General features: G+C 40.3%; 11 protein-coding genes. 8 read left to right on the forward strand and 3 right to left on the reverse strand.

Going from position 1 to position 16611, the window contains the following annotated elements; all coding sequences use genetic code 11:
- The first annotated feature begins 29 nt into the window (after window positions 1–29).
- From ygiD to AY601_RS20975, 8 genes are all read left to right on the forward strand, one after another.
- A complete protein-coding gene (gene ygiD, locus AY601_RS20940; RefSeq protein ID WP_068404768.1) occupies window positions 30–857 on the forward strand; it encodes a 4,5-DOPA dioxygenase extradiol in 828 nt (275 codons plus the stop codon).
- Between the two features lie 105 nt (window positions 858–962).
- The gene (locus AY601_RS20945) at window positions 963–3314 is read left to right on the forward strand and encodes a S9 family peptidase (RefSeq protein WP_068404769.1); all 2352 of its coding nucleotides are present in this window, start codon (window positions 963–965) and stop codon (window positions 3312–3314) included.
- Window positions 3315–3454: 140 nt separating this feature from the next.
- Entirely contained in the window at window positions 3455–4000 is a 546-nt protein-coding gene (locus AY601_RS20950) for a peroxiredoxin (RefSeq protein ID WP_068404771.1), read from the forward strand.
- A 130-nt stretch (window positions 4001–4130) separates the two neighbouring features.
- Complete coding sequence (locus AY601_RS20955; RefSeq protein WP_068404773.1) at window positions 4131–4715, forward strand: carboxymuconolactone decarboxylase family protein; 585 nt, start codon at window positions 4131–4133, stop codon at window positions 4713–4715.
- 181 nt (window positions 4716–4896) lie between these two features.
- Window positions 4897–5508, forward strand: a complete 612-nt coding sequence (locus AY601_RS20960) for a TetR/AcrR family transcriptional regulator (RefSeq protein WP_068404775.1) — start codon at window positions 4897–4899, stop codon at window positions 5506–5508.
- A gap of 36 nt (window positions 5509–5544) precedes the next feature.
- The gene (locus AY601_RS20965) at window positions 5545–6918 is read left to right on the forward strand and encodes a TolC family protein (RefSeq protein ID WP_068404777.1); all 1374 of its coding nucleotides are present in this window, start codon (window positions 5545–5547) and stop codon (window positions 6916–6918) included.
- A gap of 18 nt (window positions 6919–6936) precedes the next feature.
- The gene (locus AY601_RS20970; RefSeq protein ID WP_068404779.1) at window positions 6937–8013 is read left to right on the forward strand and encodes an efflux RND transporter periplasmic adaptor subunit; all 1077 of its coding nucleotides are present in this window, start codon (window positions 6937–6939) and stop codon (window positions 8011–8013) included.
- A complete protein-coding gene (locus AY601_RS20975; RefSeq protein ID WP_068404781.1) occupies window positions 8010–11093 on the forward strand; it encodes an efflux RND transporter permease subunit in 3084 nt (1027 codons plus the stop codon). The genes AY601_RS20970 and AY601_RS20975 overlap by 4 nt, the downstream gene beginning before the upstream one ends.
- 83 nt (window positions 11094–11176) lie before the next feature.
- Here the strand turns inward: AY601_RS20975 and AY601_RS20980 are convergent, their stop codons facing one another.
- The 3 genes from AY601_RS20980 to AY601_RS20990 form a co-directional block, all read right to left on the reverse strand.
- A complete protein-coding gene (locus AY601_RS20980) occupies window positions 11177–13765 on the reverse strand; it encodes a phosphoenolpyruvate carboxylase (protein WP_068404783.1) in 2589 nt (862 codons plus the stop codon).
- Window positions 13766–13989: 224 nt separating this feature from the next.
- Window positions 13990–15537 carry a DHA2 family efflux MFS transporter permease subunit gene (locus AY601_RS20985; RefSeq protein ID WP_068404785.1) on the reverse strand — a complete coding sequence of 516 codons (1548 nt, stop codon included), beginning with the start codon at window positions 15535–15537 and terminating at the stop codon, window positions 13990–13992.
- Between the two features lie 4 nt (window positions 15538–15541).
- A complete protein-coding gene (locus AY601_RS20990; protein ID WP_068404787.1) occupies window positions 15542–16606 on the reverse strand; it encodes an HlyD family secretion protein in 1065 nt (354 codons plus the stop codon).
- Window positions 16607–16611: the final 5 nt, after the last annotated feature.

A 16611-nucleotide genomic window follows, 5' to 3' on the forward strand; every position in this document is an offset into this window, starting at 1 on the left:
AGATGACCCCTTTTTTTAGCTAAAAGATTATGGCAAACTTATCGGCGCTTAAAAATTTAACAGGGAATCTTCCCGTTCAGGATGAACTGATGCCTGTTTTGTTTATTGGTCATGGTTCTCCAATGAATGGGATAGAAGACAATGAATTTAGTCAAAAATGGGCTGATATGGGACGTACGATGGCCATTCCCAAAGCTGTTATTGTCGTTTCTGCTCACTGGTTCACCAGGGGAACAGCTGTTACTGCAATGAATTTTCCCAAAACGATTCATGACTTTGGTGGATTTCCGCAGGCCTTATTTGATGTAGAATATCCTGCGCCGGGCAGTCCTTTGCTGGCCGCAGAGACAGCAAAGCTGATTACCAGTACAGACGTTGTTTTAGATCATGATTGGGGGCTGGATCATGGGGCATGGACAGTATTACAGCACCTATTTCCAAAGGCTGATATCCCTGTTCTGCAATTGAGTATCGATTATACAAAAGATCCAAAAGCACATTATGAAATGGCTGCTGAACTATATCAGCTCCGCAGAAAAGGAGTATTGATTATGGGTAGTGGTAATATGGTCCATAATTTAAGAATGATGAATTGGGAAATGATCAACGGAGGGGGATATGACTGGGCGCTGGAAATCAATGAGCAGTTCAAGTCATTGATTATGAATAAAGAACATCAACCTTTGATGGCTTATCAAAACCTTGGTAAAGCCGCTATGCTGGCTATTCCGACACCAGAACATTATTTGCCATTGTTATATACATTGGGCTTGCAAAATGAGAAGGAAGAAGCCGTACTTTTCAATGATAAGGCCGTTGGTGGTTCTTTAACGATGACTTCTGTCCGGATTGGTTGATCCTGTTGAATTGAAGCAGGCTCCCTGTAACATTTGTAAAACCTTCTTTTGTGGCAGTGGCCGTGGCTTATATTTTTTCATAAATTGCGGGCTAAGTTTAAATTAATGAAGAAATTCTGCCTCTTATTTTTATTGGGTTCCAGCAGCGTAAAGGCTCAGGAAAAACCTGTTTTAACTGTAGAAAGTATTATGCGTGACCAAAAATGGCTGGGGGTTTCCCCATCTGATTACCATTGGTCTGGAGATAGTAAAACAATTTATTTCAAATGGAACCCAGAAAGTAAAGACAATAACGAGTCTTATAAAGTGGACATTTCTACTGGAAAACCAGTTAAAACGACAGATAAACTCGCTGAACAGCAAAGTATAGGTAATTATACTTATAACAAAGACCATAGTCTGGGGCTTATGGAAAAGTCAGGAGATTTATTCTTGTACGCTTTCAAAACAAAGCAGCAGCGCAGACTAACTAATACTTTAGAAGCGGAACGTAACGCTGTTTTTTTAAACGATGGGACGATTGCTTTTCAAAAAGGAAATAATCTATATGCACTCAACCTGAATACTTCGGAATTGAAACAGCTCACCAATTTTGTTTTCGGGAAAAACAAAACTCCTGTGGTTAAAAGTACGCAAGACAACTGGTTAAAAGCAGAACAGGATGGACTCTTTGAGGTGCTTAAAAGCAAGAAAAAGCAGGAAGCTTTCAATCTTGCTAAAAAGAAAAGCCTGAGCGGGGATGACAAACCATTAAGGGCAATTGAGCTTGGGAACCAGCAACTGAGTAATCTGGTGATCAGCCCGGATGGACGTTATGTCAATTACAGGTTGAAACTTCAGGCGGAGGAAGGCAGGGAAACGATTGTTCCGAATTTTGTGACTAACTCTGGGTATACTGAAGATATTCCAGGCAGAACTAAAGTAGGAGAGCCTTTACCCGCTTATGATAATTTTATCTATGATCAGCAGCGGGATACTATTTATAGAATTCAGACTGCAAAGATCCCTGGGATTAAAGATCTGCCAGATTACTTGAAAGACTATCCAAAGAAAATGGAGGTTGCGGTAAAGAAAAATGAAGACAGAAAAGTAAATTTATCTGCACCAATATGGAATGCAGCAGGGACAGTGGCTGTTTTAACAGCAGAATCGCAAGATAATAAAGATCGCTGGATCTTGAAGTTAGACGCAGCTACAGGTGGTTTAACCCTGCTGGACAGACAACGTGATGAAGCTTGGGTTGGCGGGCCTGGTATCAATTCAGCTAATTTGGGATGGACAGATAATCAGCATATATATTTTCAGAGTGAGGCTAGCGGTTATGCACATATTTACCTTGCTGATGTCTCTACCGGAGTTAAGCGCCAGCTAACCAGTGGAAAATGGGAAGTGAAAAATCTTTCTTTAGCTAAAGACAAACAGACCTTTTATTTTATCGGAAACATAGAACATCCTGGAATTACGCACTTTTATAAAGTAAGCGTGAATGGTGGAACTCCTGTTAAAATTACCAGCATGAAAGGGGGGAATGAAGTTACTTTATCTCCTGATGAACAGTGGCTGGCTATTAATTATTCTTACATGAACAAGCCCTGGGAGCTTTATATCCAGGCAAATAAGCCGGGCGCTAAAGCAATCAGGATAACGGAATCTTCTTCTGCAGCGTTTAAGGCTTATCCATGGAGAGAACCGGATTTAGTTTCTTTTAAAAACAGGTATGGTGATGATATATATGCGCGGGTTTATCCGGCATTAAAGCCAGCATCGAATCATCCTGCGGTTGTATTTGTGCATGGTGCGGGTTATCTGCAGAATGTTCATTATTGGTGGAGCCAGTATTCCAGGGAATATATGTTCCATAACCTGCTTGCAGATAATGGGTATACAGTAATTGATATCGATTATACAGCAAGTTCCGGATATGGCAGAAACCATCGTACAGGGATTTACCGTCATATGGGTGGTAAAGATTTAACGGATCAGGTAGATGGCGTAAAAATGCTGGTAGAGAAGTACCAGGTAAATCCGCAGCATGTAGGTATTTATGGCGGTTCTTATGGTGGGTTTATTACTTTAATGGCTTTATTCAATGAGCCTGGTGTTTTCGCTTCTGGTGCAGCACTGCGTTCGGTAACGGACTGGGCACATTACAACCATGGTTATACTTCTAATATCCTGAACGAGCCAGCTAATGATTCACTGGCTTACAGGCGCAGTTCTCCAATCTATTTTGCCGAAGGTCTGAAAGGGGATTTACTGATGTGCCATGGGATGGTGGATGAGAATGTGCAGTTTCAGGATATAGTCCGTTTGAGTCAGCGCCTGATTGAATTAGGCAAAAACAAATGGGATCTGGCTGTTTATCCTGTTGAAGACCATGGATTTGTACAGCCTTCGAGCTGGACGGATGAATACAAAAGAATCTTTAAGCTGTTTGAAAGGACGTTAAAGAATTAAAATAGAGCGGGCTGATTCTTTGGTTTATGCGTATAGCTTTTGTCTATGGGGTCATCAATATTAAGTATCTGTTATCTTTCAAATAGGGTTGATAAAGAGGCAATATTGATGTATTTTTGCACAACGAAAAAAAGAACATTATGATTAATATAGGTGAACAATTTCCAGCTTACTCAAAACCAGCTGTAGTTAGTATAGAAAAAGGAAAAGAGTTTGAAACATTAACTTCTGAAACTTTAGTAAATGAGAACAACCAATGGACTTGTATGTTCTGGTGGCCAAAAGATTTTACTTTTGTTTGTCCAACTGAAATCGCTGAATTCAATGCTAATTTCGGTGAATTCCGTGACCGTGACACGACTTTAATCGGCGCTTCTACAGATTCAGAAAACGTGCATTTAGCATGGAGACATAACCATGATGATTTACGTGGTTTAAAATTCCCAATGCTTGCTGATACTTCTAAATCATTAGCTGAAGCGCTTGATATTTTAGAGCCAACAGAAAAAATCGCTTACCGTGCAACTTTCATCATTGACCCACAAGGAATTATCCGTTGGGCTAGTGCAAATGACTTAAGTGTTGGACGTAACGTAAAAGAAGTATTAAGAGTACTTGACGCTTTACAAACTGACGAACTTTGTCCTTGTAACTGGGAAAAAGGTGAAGCAACTTTAACAGTTTAAATTATCACGTCCTGTTTATTTTTAAACAGGGTTTAATTCATAGAAACCCCTGTAAATGCATTTTTCAGGGGTTTCTTATATCCATAGCAGCTGCTTTTTATAAGAAGGCAGCTTTAAAAATCATAAAAAAATGAGTGAAAGTACTGAAACCATAGAAGAATTATTAGCCATTGTAGGTTTAAACGAAGGCTATAGAAACGAGAGTATCCATTTACTTGAAAAAGGTAATTCAAGATATGTACGTGACTTAAAATTAAATTTCAGCAGTACCCTGACTTCAGCACATATTACTGAAAAAGAATGTGCTTTACTGGGCTTAAGTATTGCAATCAATAACAACAACAAAGTATTAACTGATTTCTTTGAAAAACAGGCGCAGCAAAAAGAAGCTACGGCAGAAGAAATCGCTGAAGCAGCTGGTTGTGCTTCTTTACTGGCTTTAAACAATGTACTTTATCGTTTCCGTCACTTTACGGCAAAAGAGAAGTATACCCGCATGCCTGCACGCGTAAGAATGCAATTGATGGGCAACCCGGTAACTGGTAAAGAGTTTTTTGAATTAATGAGTTTGGCTGTTTCAGCTGTAAATGGTTGTGAAATGTGTGTAAATGCACACGAAGAATCTATTCTGGCTTTAGGAGCTACTGAAGAACGTGTATTTGATGCGATCCGTATTGCCTCAATCGTTACTTCTGCTGGTAAGGTCATTTACTAGATTTAACTGATTTATTGAAAAGGAGGTGTCTGAATGGACTGCCCCAGAAAGTGTCTGACTTTTTTGGGCAGTCCATTCAAACACCTCCTTTTGTTATATATGGCTGTTTTGAAAATATTTAAGTATTTATTTGGATTTACTGAACACTGTTCATTACATTTGCTCTCTATAATTTAAGGATATGGGTATATCAGAGAGAAAAGAGCGGGAGCGGGAAGAGATGAAAACGATGATCACCACTGCGGCCATGAAAATGTTCCTGGAGGATGGTTATGCGAAAACTTCTATCCGTAATATCGCTGACGCTATTGAATATAGTCCCGGCACTATTTACTTATATTATAAAGATAAAGATGAGTTACTTTTTGAAGTTCAGGGGCAAGCTTATCTGAAGTTATTAGAAGCATTCAAGCAAAATGTAACCAGTACCAATCCACTGGAAAAACTGGAGCAGCTAGGTAAAACCTATGTTTCTTTTGGTTTGGCGAACCCAGAATTGTATGACTTGATGTTTATTATCAGAGCGCCAACGAATGTAGATGAAACAACTCATGGACACAATGGTGATGCTACTTTTAATTACTTAATCAGTTTGATTGAGGAATGTATTCAGGCAGATCTGTTAATTTTTAAAAATGCAAATCAGGCGGCACTGCAAATCTGGTCTATGGCGCATGGTCTGGTTTCTTTAAATCTTCGTTGCCGTTTAAAAGTGATGATTCCTGAAGAATCCTCAATTCCTGAAATTTTACATATAGCGATAGAAGAATATTTATTTTCCATAAGGGCTTAGGCCTTTTTTTTGACCCATTACTAAACACTGTTTATTATGTATACATCATTTATTAAAGCGTCTGTTCTGCTCACTGGATGGCTGCTTATTTTAGGAAAACCAGCCATAGCGCAGCAACAGAGCCGGCAGCTGGATGACTATATTTCGTTAGCTTTTGGACAGAACCAGGGTCTGAAGCAACAAAACTTCGACTTGGAAAAATCTTTGTTTGCTTTGAAAGAAGCGAAAGCAATGTACTTGCCTACGGTGAGTATGTTAGGAAGCTACACCAAATCCGCGGGCGGCAGGACGATAGATGTACCGGTTGGCGATCTGGTCAATCCTATTTACAGTGCGCTTAATCAATTGACTTCTTCGTCTAAATATCCGCAGATAGCGAATCAATCGTTTTTATTGAACCCGGATAATTTTTATGATGTTAAGCTCAGAACATCACTTCCGCTGATCAATGCTGAAATCCGTTATAATAAACTGATTAAACAACAATTGATCAGCAGCCAGCAAGCTGCGGTGAATGTTTACAAAAGAGCGCTGGTCAAAGACATTAAAACTGCTTATTACCACTATTTTCAAGCCTTACAAGGAGTAGAAGCTTACCGAAGTGCGTTATTGCTTATCGATGAAAACATCCGTGTAAATACGAGTTTACTGAAAAATGGGGTTAGAAATGGGACTGCTTTATTAAGAGCACAGACTGAGCAGGAAAAAACCAATGCTGCGTTAATCAATGCGCAGCGTAACGTAGACAATGCCAGTGCTTATTTTAATTTCTTATTAAACCGGCCTTTAAAAGAGGCAATTCTGATAGACAGTGTTGGCATTGCCAATGTGTTAGTTGGGCCGGATACCACAACAGGTATTAGCGGACGGGAAGAATTAAAGCAATTAAGTAGCTTGAAGGAGGTCAACAATCTGGATTATAAATTACAGCGGTCCAACTTGATCCCTAAGCTGAGCACGTTTGTAGATCTTGGATCGCAGGGAATGGATTTTAAAGTCAACGATAAAACAAGATATTATCTATGGGGTGTCAATTTGCAATGGGACCTCTTTACAGGAGGTAAAAATAAATTCCGTGCGGCACAAGCACAGTCAAATATTAAGGCAAATACAGCGAAAATTGATGAAACGGAACAGTCGTTTAAATTGCAGCTTGCCCAGGCTCATAACAATTACAGGGCAGCAAAAGCCGCGTGTACGAGTGCAGTTGCGGGTTTGTCTTTCGCTGGAAAATATTACAGAGATCAGCTCAAAGCATACCGTGCGGGGCAGTTATTATACCTTGAACTGATCGACGCACAGGATCAGCTAACCAGTGCAAAACTGAGAATGGCCGATACACAGGCCGACTTACAAATCACGCTTGCCGAACTGGAGCGTGACCAGGCAACTTATCCATTGAATAATTAATATTAAAATATAAACAAAATGAAAGCTATTCATTATGCTGCGCTATTGCTGGGAGTACCGATATTTTACGCTTGCAATACCTCAACGCCAGTTGCCAGCACGGCAATGGGAAACGATACGATCCCGGTTCAGGTTATGAAACTTAACCTGGAAAGCAGTAATGCTGCAATCCCGGTATCCGGACAATTTACAACGAACAATGAAGTTATGCTCTCCTTTAAGACGGGCGGAATTATAAACAGCCTGCTGGTTAAAGAGGGGGATGCGGTTAAAAAAGGGCAATTGCTCGCAACTTTGAACCTCACAGAGATCAATGCACAAGTGCAGCAAGCTCAACTGGGCTATGAAAAGGCCAAACGTGATTATCAGCGGACAAAAAACTTGTATACTGATAGCGTAGCTACTTTAGAGCAATTGCAAAATAGTAAAACTGCGCTGCTGGTTTCTCAGCAGCAACTCAATCAGGTTGATTTTAACAGGAAATATTCAGAGATACATGCGCCAGAAAATGGCTTTATTTTAAAAAAGATGGCTGATGTAGGCCAGCAGATTTCTTCTGGTACTGCTGTATTACAAACCAACGGGGCACAATCCGGGAAATGGGAGTTAAAAGTAGGGATCAGCGACAGGGAATGGGCGATTTTAAAATTAAATGATCCGGCGAAAATAGAGACCACTGCTATGCCGGGACAGGTTCTGGACGGAGTAGTGAGCCGTAAGTCTGAAGGGGTCGATGCAGCTACCGGAACGTTTACAGCTTATATTAAGTTAACGGGACAGACGCCAAAAGCTATTGCTGCCGGCATGTTTGGAAAAGCAACGCTAAGTCCTTCAAAACACGTGGAGCATAAAGGAAACTGGCAAATACCATACGAGGCATTGTTAGATGGTGACGGAAGCAGCGGTTATGTATTTGTTACCAATGATAACAAAACTGCACATAGAGTAAAAGTGACGGTTGCGGGAATTGAAAAAAACACGGTAACTATCAGTGAGGGGTTGGAGAATGCTGGGGCATTAATTATTTCCGGATCAGCGTATTTGACAGATAACAGCAAGATCAGTATTCATTCACCATTAAAAACAGCGAAATGAAAATATCAGATTACGCTGTAAAAAACAGCCAGTTTACACTGGTAATTTTCCTGATGATCATTGTATTGGGGATTTCCACCATGTTCAGTATGCCCAGATCGGAGGATCCGGAGATGCATGCACCAGCTTTTTCTGTAATAATTGTTTATCCGGGAACCAGCCCAAGGGATATCGAAGACCGGGTGGTTACCCCTTTGGAAAAGACGATTTCGGGATTGGATGATATCAAAAGGATCAGGACGAGTATCTCTAATGGAGTAGCTGTTTTAAGGGTAGAATATAAATATAGCAGCAGTGTTGAAGGCAAATATCAGGAAATTGTAAGAGAGGTTAACAGCAGAAGAAGTGAATTGCCGGCTGATATTTATAGCATAGAAGTACAGAAACAGCAACCTTCAGATGTGAATGTATTGCAGGTTGCACTGGTTTCAGAGAATGCGCCGCGCAGCAGGATGCAATATTATGCGGAAAAGCTTCAGGATGAACTGGAAAAAGTAGCTGCATTGAAGAAAGTATCTATTTTTGGCTTGCCAAGACAGCAGGTTCGGATAGAGCTTGATCTGGAAAAAATGGCACAGATGAACCTTCCGGTTAGTGCTGTAAAAAATAGCCTTCAGAGTGAAATGGCAAGTATCCCGGGCGGAAGTATTGATGCTGCTCACCAGACTTTTAACATTGTAACTAACGAATACAGAACCCTAGATGCCGTTCAGCATACGATTGTTTATGCCGCGGGAGGGAAAAATATAGTCTTAAAGAATATTGCCCGTGTTTATTATGGATATGAAGAAGATAAGCACATTACGCGCTTAAACGGGCACCGGAGTTTATTTATAACTGCGGCTCAGAAAGAGGGTGAGAATATTAGTAAAACACAACAGACCTATCAGCCGGTACTGGCAAATTTTAAAAAGACATTGCCTGCTAATATTGATTTAGTACAGAATTTTGACCAGGCAGATAATGTAAATAGAAGATTGACAGGTTTGGGACATGACTTTATAATTGCGATTTTACTGGTTGCAGTTACTTTACTGCCATTGGGGATGCGTCCGGCAATTATTGTGATGATTTCAATACCGCTTTCGCTGGCTATCGGAATTGTTTTATTACAGTTGTTTGGTTTCAACCTGAATCAACTGAGTATAGTCGGTTTAGTGGTTGCATTGGGGCTGCTGGTCGATGATAGTATTGTTGTTGTAGAGAATATCGAAAGGTGGATGCTGGAAGGGCATAGCCGTTTGGATGCTACCTTGAAAGCAACTAAACAGATTGGAATGGCAGTAGTAGGTTGTACCATTACGCTGATTATTGCTTTTATGCCGCTGGTATTTCTGCCAGAAGGTTCTGGCGATTTTATCAGGTCGTTACCACTGGCAGTTATTTTTTCGGTACTGGCATCAATGTTGGTTTCTTTAACAATTATCCCTTTCTTATCCAGCAGGTTATTGAAAACTCACGTTGGGAATCCAGAAGGAAATATGTTAATGCGTGGACTGAAAAGGTTGATTCATGGCAGTTATGCTCGTTTATTGGATAAAGCGTTGCAAAGACCATTGTTAACTATTTCGATCGCGTTTGTACTTTTCGCAACTTCTGTATTTCTTTTCAAAGTAATTGGATTTAGTTTGTTCCCTGCGTCAGAAAAGCCACAATTCCTGGTGAATATCACTACGCCAAATCAATCTAATTTGTCTTATACTGATGGGGTCGCCAAGGCTATTGAAAAGGAATTGAAGAAAGAGTCTGAAGTAAAATATTACTCTTCTAATGTAGGGAAGGGGAATCCAAGGATCTATTATAATATTATACCGGAAAATGACCGCAGCGACTTTGCGCAGTTGTTTGTCCAACTGGATGAGGATACATCTCCTGATGCAAAATTAAAGCTCATCCAGAAGCTACAGAAGCGTTGGGCACATTATCCGGGTGCAAAGGTCGAAGTTAAGAATTTTGAGCAGGGGCCGCCTGTAATTGCGCCGGTTGAGATTCGTCTTTTCGGAGATAATCTGGATACGCTGCGCTTACTTTCTATCAAAGTAGAAAAACTATTGAAGGAATCGCCGGGTACGATGTATGTGAGAAATCCAGTGAGCTTACTCAAAAGTGATATCCGTGTAATTGTGAATAAGGAAAAAGCACAAATATCAGGGGTTTCTACTCTAAATATTGATCAAACGGCAAGATTGGCAGTCACTGGGTTAAATATGGGAACCTTTTATAACAATGATAACAAAAACGGCTACGGTGTACTGCTGACGCGTATCAAAGAAGGAAGGCCAGGCATGGACGCTTTCCGGAATTTATATGTTGACAATGCAAAAGGGAATGCTTTACCGATGAACCAAGTGGCAGATTTGAAGCTGGAAGCCTCACAGGCAGTGATTAATCACCAGGAAAAGAAGCGGGTCGTTTCTGTACAGGCCAATGTCAGGGATGGTTTTTTGGTTAACCGGGTTATTGATGACGTTATCCTTAAAATGGATAAGGTTCATTTGCCAGCTGGCTATAGTTATGAAATGGGTGGTGAAGTCGAGTCCAGGAACAACTCGTTTGGTGGGTTTTTAAACATCATTCTGGTTACCGTATTCTTATTTATAGCGGTGTTGATCCTTTTATTCAAAACATTTAAAAGTACGCTGATTGTTTTGTCTGTTATTCCTTTGGGGGTGGTAGGAGCTGCGGTAGCCTTATGGATAACAGGAAATTCACTTTCTTTCGTAGCTATTATAGGTTTGATTGCGCTGGCAGGGATAGAGGTGAAAAACACGATTCTGCTGGTAGATTTTACCAATCAGCTCAGAAAGCAAGGGAAAGGTTTACAAGAAGCGATCCGGGAAGCTGGTGAAGTCAGGTTTTTACCTATCGTATTGACTTCACTGACCGCAATTGGTGGTCTGATACCTATTGCAATTTCAACTAATCCGTTGATCGCACCTTTAGCCATTGTATTAATAGGTGGATTGATTAGTTCGACTTTATTATCGCGGATTGTTACGCCGATTATTTATGAACTGATTCCTCCGGTCATAGCGGTTGAAGAACAGCAGGAGGTTGAAGGGCAAAAACCTGAGAATTAACGTAAATCCTGTAAAAGTTTAATGGTCATAAAAAAAGGAAGCGTCCCAAATATGGAACGCTTCCTTTTAATTATAACTGTTATTTAGGCAGAGTTTCTACCTGCATTTACAATTCCGTAAACGGTTCTGATGGCCAGTTTTTCATAAGATTGAAGTTGTTCATCATCCAGCTGATGCTGTAAGTTCTCTAAAGCAAAATGCTGAATCAATACTAAAGGAAGAACAATCTTCTCTCTGACTGCGATTGATCTTTTCTCTACCGGATAGTTTTCCATCAGGGTAGTGTGCCCTGCTAATTTTAAAAGCATTTCTTTAGAGCGTTCATACTCATCACGGAGCATTTTCCAGAAATCACCGAATTCAGGATCTTTGGCAAAATGTGCAGTGATGGAAAAGTCTGTTTTGCTCATAGACATCATTCCGTTGTCTATAATCGTCTTAAAATAACCAGATTCCTGGTAGGTTTTGCGGATCTTATCCCAATTTCCTGAGGCTTCCTGATTTTTTAAAGCAGTACCAATTCCATAAAACCCTGGGATATTCTGTTTCAGTTGTCCCCAGGCAGTTACAAAACTGATTGCCCTAAGGTCTTCTAAACGCAGTTTTTCACCTGAACTTCTTTTGACTGGTCTGCTGCTGATTGTAATTTTAGACAATAAACTCAGCGGAGAGAAGCGCTCCAGGTAATTTAAAAATAATGGATGTTTACGTAAAGCTACAAATGCATCAAAACTATCCTTCGCCATCACATCTAAAATATCCTTATGTGGTGAATCCAGTAGAATATTGTGTTTTTCTTTCAGGCCGGATGAGATCCCTGCATTGATTAATTGTTCAATATTAAACTCTGCACTATCAATAGAACCGTATTGTGAACTGATCGTTTGTCCCTGGATAGTCAATTGTATATTTTTATTGGCAATCTCTTTTCCCATGGAAGCGTAAAAGCGGTGAGTTTTACCTCCACCTCTTGATGGAGGGCCACCACGACCGTCGAAAAACGCCAATTGTATGTTATGCGCTACCGAAGTTGCAGTCAGGGCTACCTTGGCATTAAAAATAGACCAGTTAGCCATCAGATAACCACCATCCTTTGTGCTGTCTGAGAAGCCAAGCATAATATCTTGTTTGTTCCCTCTGCTTTCCAGGTGTTTTCTATAAAATGGATGTGTATATAAGCGTTCCATAATCTGTGAAGCACCTTCCAGGTCACTTACTGTTTCAAACAGCGGTACAAAATCTATGGTCAGTTCTTTTTCATCCCAACCGTTCCATAGAAACAATTCCATGAGTTGAAGGATATCGCTGGCCTGCTGGCAATTGCTGATAATATAACGGTGACAGGCAAGTTCTCCATTTTGCTGCTGAATCTGTCTGATCCCGGCAATGGTTTGCAAGGTATCAGTAGTCAGCGAATCGGCATCACCGGAATAATTTACTTTTGCAGTTTTGAAAGAAAGCAACTGTATTTTTTCTTCTTCTCCCAGTTCATCGAAGTTTTCAGGGAAAAGGGAGATAATAGGTTTGAATTGTCTGCAATAAGCATGAACATTACGAAGCACTCTACTATCCTGTCTGATGTCCAGAGAGGCAAAATGGCTGCCGAAAAGCTCAACTTTGCGCAATAGGTCGTCTACAAGGTCCGCAAATAAACCGTCATGGAATTCAATCAGCGTATCTTTAATCTGATTCAGGTTTTCAATCAGGAATTCTGAAATATTTGCAGGCTCAATATTCGTATCAAAAGCGTTTTTATAAAGCACATCCTGCACTTTATAAACTGTTTCTTCCACTCCTCTGAAAGTAATTCTTCGTTTCAGTTTTCTGAAGTCTCTGTAATAACAGCGGAATAAAATCTGACGCAGCATCTTTGAAACCTGTATGGTATCCTGTGCGTGCACATTCGGGTTACCATCACGGTCTCCACCTGGCCAGAAACCAAGTTCTATTGCTTTTTTTGAAGGGATATTAAATTCCTCCAGGCTACTGTCTATTTCTGACTGTATATTGGCTGCGGCAAAGTAAAAAACGTTTTCCAGATACCAGGTTAAGCTTAAGGCTTCGTCAACCGGTGTTGGAGATTTCTTGTTGAAAAACGGAGTTTTACCTAGTTGCTGCAGTAATTGGTTAATAGTGACAATGTCATTGATCTTAATTGCTGTAGTCAGGTCGTTGATAATAGAAAGTACACTGCCGGGATAGAATTGTGTCGGATGCGCGGTAAGTACAAGGCGCAACGAGAAATCTTCGATCAGTTTGGCTATTTTTTCATGAAGCTCTGCGTTGAATTCACTTTTTTTCAACATAGACCGGAGGGAACTGTGGTCTTCGGTTGTATTTAATTTTGTAAAGGAAGCATCCTCAACAGCATCAAATAATACAACCTGACGTTCGATATATTGAATAAAACGGAACAGTAAATCTATAATATCCTTAGGGTCTGTTGTTTGGGTATATCGCTCAAAAAAGCTCTTAATGATTTCTGCAGGAGTCTTGAGATTCTTGACACCATCTTCACAGTGTTTAATAAAAAGGGGCAGTAATGTGCCAGTATCCTTGATTTTATAAAATGGGAGGGTTAGAAACAGGCTGTTGTAAAGTTCGAATCTGGAGACAACTTCGTTGTTAAAAATGGATTCTCTTGGCCCTGTAACTCTTAGTTTCTGCGTCATAACAAAAGGGTTCTTTTTGGGAGCTTAAGCTACAAAATAATGACGGGAAGATCTATAGAATAATGTTAATAAATTTTGTTTGCTTTTTAATGACAAATACTATAAATTGCTTTCATTAAGGTTTTTTAACTCTTTTAAAAGTATAAGCATTCGTTGTGTGTAGCGACATTGTATTTTTTTGTAAAATGAAACAGGCTGTCTTTTCCGGACAGCCTGTTTTTATTTTAGTGAACGTCAACAGGGATATCTACGTTTTTCTTAAATTTCTGTAAATAAAGCAGTGGTATAGAACACAATAGAACCAGTCCTACTAACCAGTAAGCATCACTGTAAGTCAGTAATAATGATTGTTTGGTTACTGTACCATCAATTGCTTTGATGGCCATTACTTTAGCATCCAGCATACTGTAGCCTTTAGACATAAAATTATGAATAAAAGCATTCATTCTGTCTGTAAATGCAGGATTATACTCGTTAACATTAGCCAGCAGTGTGCTTCTGTGGAATCCCTGGCGGGTGTGGATCAAAGTTGTTAAAGCTGCGATCCCAAATGATCCGCCCAGTTGTCTCATCATGTTGTTCAATCCCGAACCCTGACCAATTTCTGCACCTTTAAGATCCTGAATAGCCAGAGTCGTTAACGGAACAAACAATAGTGCCATTCCAATACCTCTGATGACCAGTGGGAGGAAGAAGTCATTCGTTCCCGAAGAAAGCGTTGATTTGCTTAGCATATTACAGAAAACAAAGAACAAGAACATCCCGATTGTAGCCATAAACTGAGCAGGGATTCCTTTTTTAAGGAATATACCAATAAAGGGCATCATCATGATAGTACAAATTCCGCCTGGGAATAACAATTCTCCGGTTTGTAATGCGGAGAAACCTAATAGATTTTGACAGAAAACAGGGAACACGAATACAGATCCGTATAACCCGAAACCCAAAATAAATGAGGTCACCATACCAATAGAGAAACTTCGGTGACGCATAATCTTGAAGTTTACAATAGGATGGTCGGTAGACATCTCCCTCCAGATAAACAGCAATAAACCAATTGCTGATGCTACCGATAACGCAATAATATAAGGTGTTGCGAACCAGTCTTCACTTTCTCCTTTTTCCAGTACAGTTTGTAAACTACCTACTGCAATTGCCAGTAATGCGATACCCCACCAATCGACAGGTAGTCCCTTTCCATCCTTCGGAGTGGCCTTTATATAGGTTATTGTACAGTACGCGGCGAGAATTCCGACGGGAATATTCACGTAAAAGATCCACGGCCATGAACTGATGTCCAGAATATAACCCCCGATAGTCGGGCCCACAGTCGGGCCTACTACGGCACCTAATCCAAAGAGTGCGGTGGCTATACCTATATCTTCACGCGGCCACGTTTCAATCAGAATAGACTGTGCAGTAGAGATCAATCCTCCTCCGGCAATCCCCTGAAGGATACGGAATAAAATAAGTTCTTCCAGTGTGGTTGCATTACCGCATAAAAATGATGCTATCGTAAAGACAATGATGGAAGTCAGAAAATAATTTTTACGCCCGAAACGACTGCCCAGCCAACCCGACATGGGCAGGACAATTACATTCGCAACGGCATATCCGGTTGATAACCAGGCGACATCCTCAAGAGTCGCGCCCAGGTTACCCTGAATTTGTGGTAAAGCCACGTTTACAATAGTGGTATCAATCAGCTCCAATAGCGAAGCTGTGATCACTGTAAACGTGATTATCCATTTTTTAAAACCATACTCGGCCATTTTTTTAGTCTTTTGTAGTTACAGAAACTTTAACACTCATACCTGGACGTAATTTTTCCAGCATTTCTTTTGAGGCCTTAAGTTTAATTTTAACAGGTACGCGCTGAACAACTTTTACAAAGTTACCTGTTGCATTGTCTGGAGGAAGCAATGAACCTTTAGCCCCTGTTACAGGAGAGAAGTTATAAACTTCGCCTGGTATTTTCTGATCAGGGAAAGCATCAACTTCAACTTCCACTTTCAAACCAGCACGGATTTCTTCCAATTGTGTCTCTTTAAAGTTGGCAGTTACATACAGGCTGTTTTCATTCACGATAGAGAATAAAGACTGTCCTGCCTGAATTAACTGACCTTTTTGAATACTTTTCTTAGAAACAATCCCTGTTGCAGGCGCTTTAATCTCTGTATAAGACAACTGTAATTTAGCAAAGTCAACGTCCGATTGACGTTGAGATACCCCATTACTGCTTACTGCAAGCTGAGATTTTGTAGTACCGATTTGTTTAAGGGCAACTGTATATTGATCTTTTGCAGCGTTATAAGTAGCCTGTGCAACGTCTCTTGTTGCTTTAGCCTGGTCAAATTGCTGTTGAGTAATTGATCCGTCTTTAATCAGGTTCGCATAACGGTCAAAATCTTTTTGTGCCTGCCATAATTTTACTTTAGCAGATTCGATATTAGCTTTAGCAGTTCCTGTATTTGCTGAAGTAGCGATAATTTCAGCTTGTGAAACACCAACACCAGCATCAGCACCTTTCTGACCGGCCATTGCTTGTTCCAGTTTCACTTTGTAGTCTCTGTCGTCTAAGGATACCAATACCTGGCCTTCAGTAACTTTAGTGTTTTCTTCAAATTTGATCTCGTTTACATACCCACCAACACGTGCAACTACCGGGCTGATATCGCCATCAATCTGGGCATCATCAGTATCTACGTGTTTACTGTAGTACATATATTCTTTCACGCCAAATACGGCGCCTATAACGATTAGCACAGCTAATATTATAGGGACAACTTTACTTTTCTTTTTCGGTTCAATTGTCGCTTCTGTTGTTGATTCTGTAGTCATTACTA

Origin of the sequence: Pedobacter cryoconitis (assembly GCF_001590605.1) — a bacterium.
Classification (GTDB): Bacteria; Bacteroidota; Bacteroidia; order Sphingobacteriales; family Sphingobacteriaceae; genus Pedobacter; species Pedobacter cryoconitis_A.

Coding starts and splice junctions, on each gene's coding strand:
- AY601_RS20985 (WP_068404785.1), bottom strand. CDS start 15,537: ATGGCCGAGTATGGTTTTAAAAAATGGATAATCACGTTTACAGTGATC.
- AY601_RS20990 (WP_068404787.1), bottom strand. CDS start 16,606: ATGACTACAGAATCAACAACAGAAGCGACAATTGAACCGAAAAAGAAA.
- AY601_RS20970 (WP_068404779.1), top strand. CDS start 6,937: ATGAAAGCTATTCATTATGCTGCGCTATTGCTGGGAGTACCGATATTT.
- ygiD (WP_068404768.1), top strand. CDS start 30: ATGGCAAACTTATCGGCGCTTAAAAATTTAACAGGGAATCTTCCCGTT.
- AY601_RS20945 (WP_068404769.1), top strand. CDS start 963: ATGAAGAAATTCTGCCTCTTATTTTTATTGGGTTCCAGCAGCGTAAAG.
- AY601_RS20960 (WP_068404775.1), top strand. CDS start 4,897: ATGGGTATATCAGAGAGAAAAGAGCGGGAGCGGGAAGAGATGAAAACG.
- AY601_RS20980 (WP_068404783.1), bottom strand. CDS start 13,765: ATGACGCAGAAACTAAGAGTTACAGGGCCAAGAGAATCCATTTTTAAC.
- AY601_RS20965 (WP_068404777.1), top strand. CDS start 5,545: ATGTATACATCATTTATTAAAGCGTCTGTTCTGCTCACTGGATGGCTG.
- AY601_RS20975 (WP_068404781.1), top strand. CDS start 8,010: ATGAAAATATCAGATTACGCTGTAAAAAACAGCCAGTTTACACTGGTA.
- AY601_RS20950 (WP_068404771.1), top strand. CDS start 3,455: ATGATTAATATAGGTGAACAATTTCCAGCTTACTCAAAACCAGCTGTA.
- AY601_RS20955 (WP_068404773.1), top strand. CDS start 4,131: ATGAGTGAAAGTACTGAAACCATAGAAGAATTATTAGCCATTGTAGGT.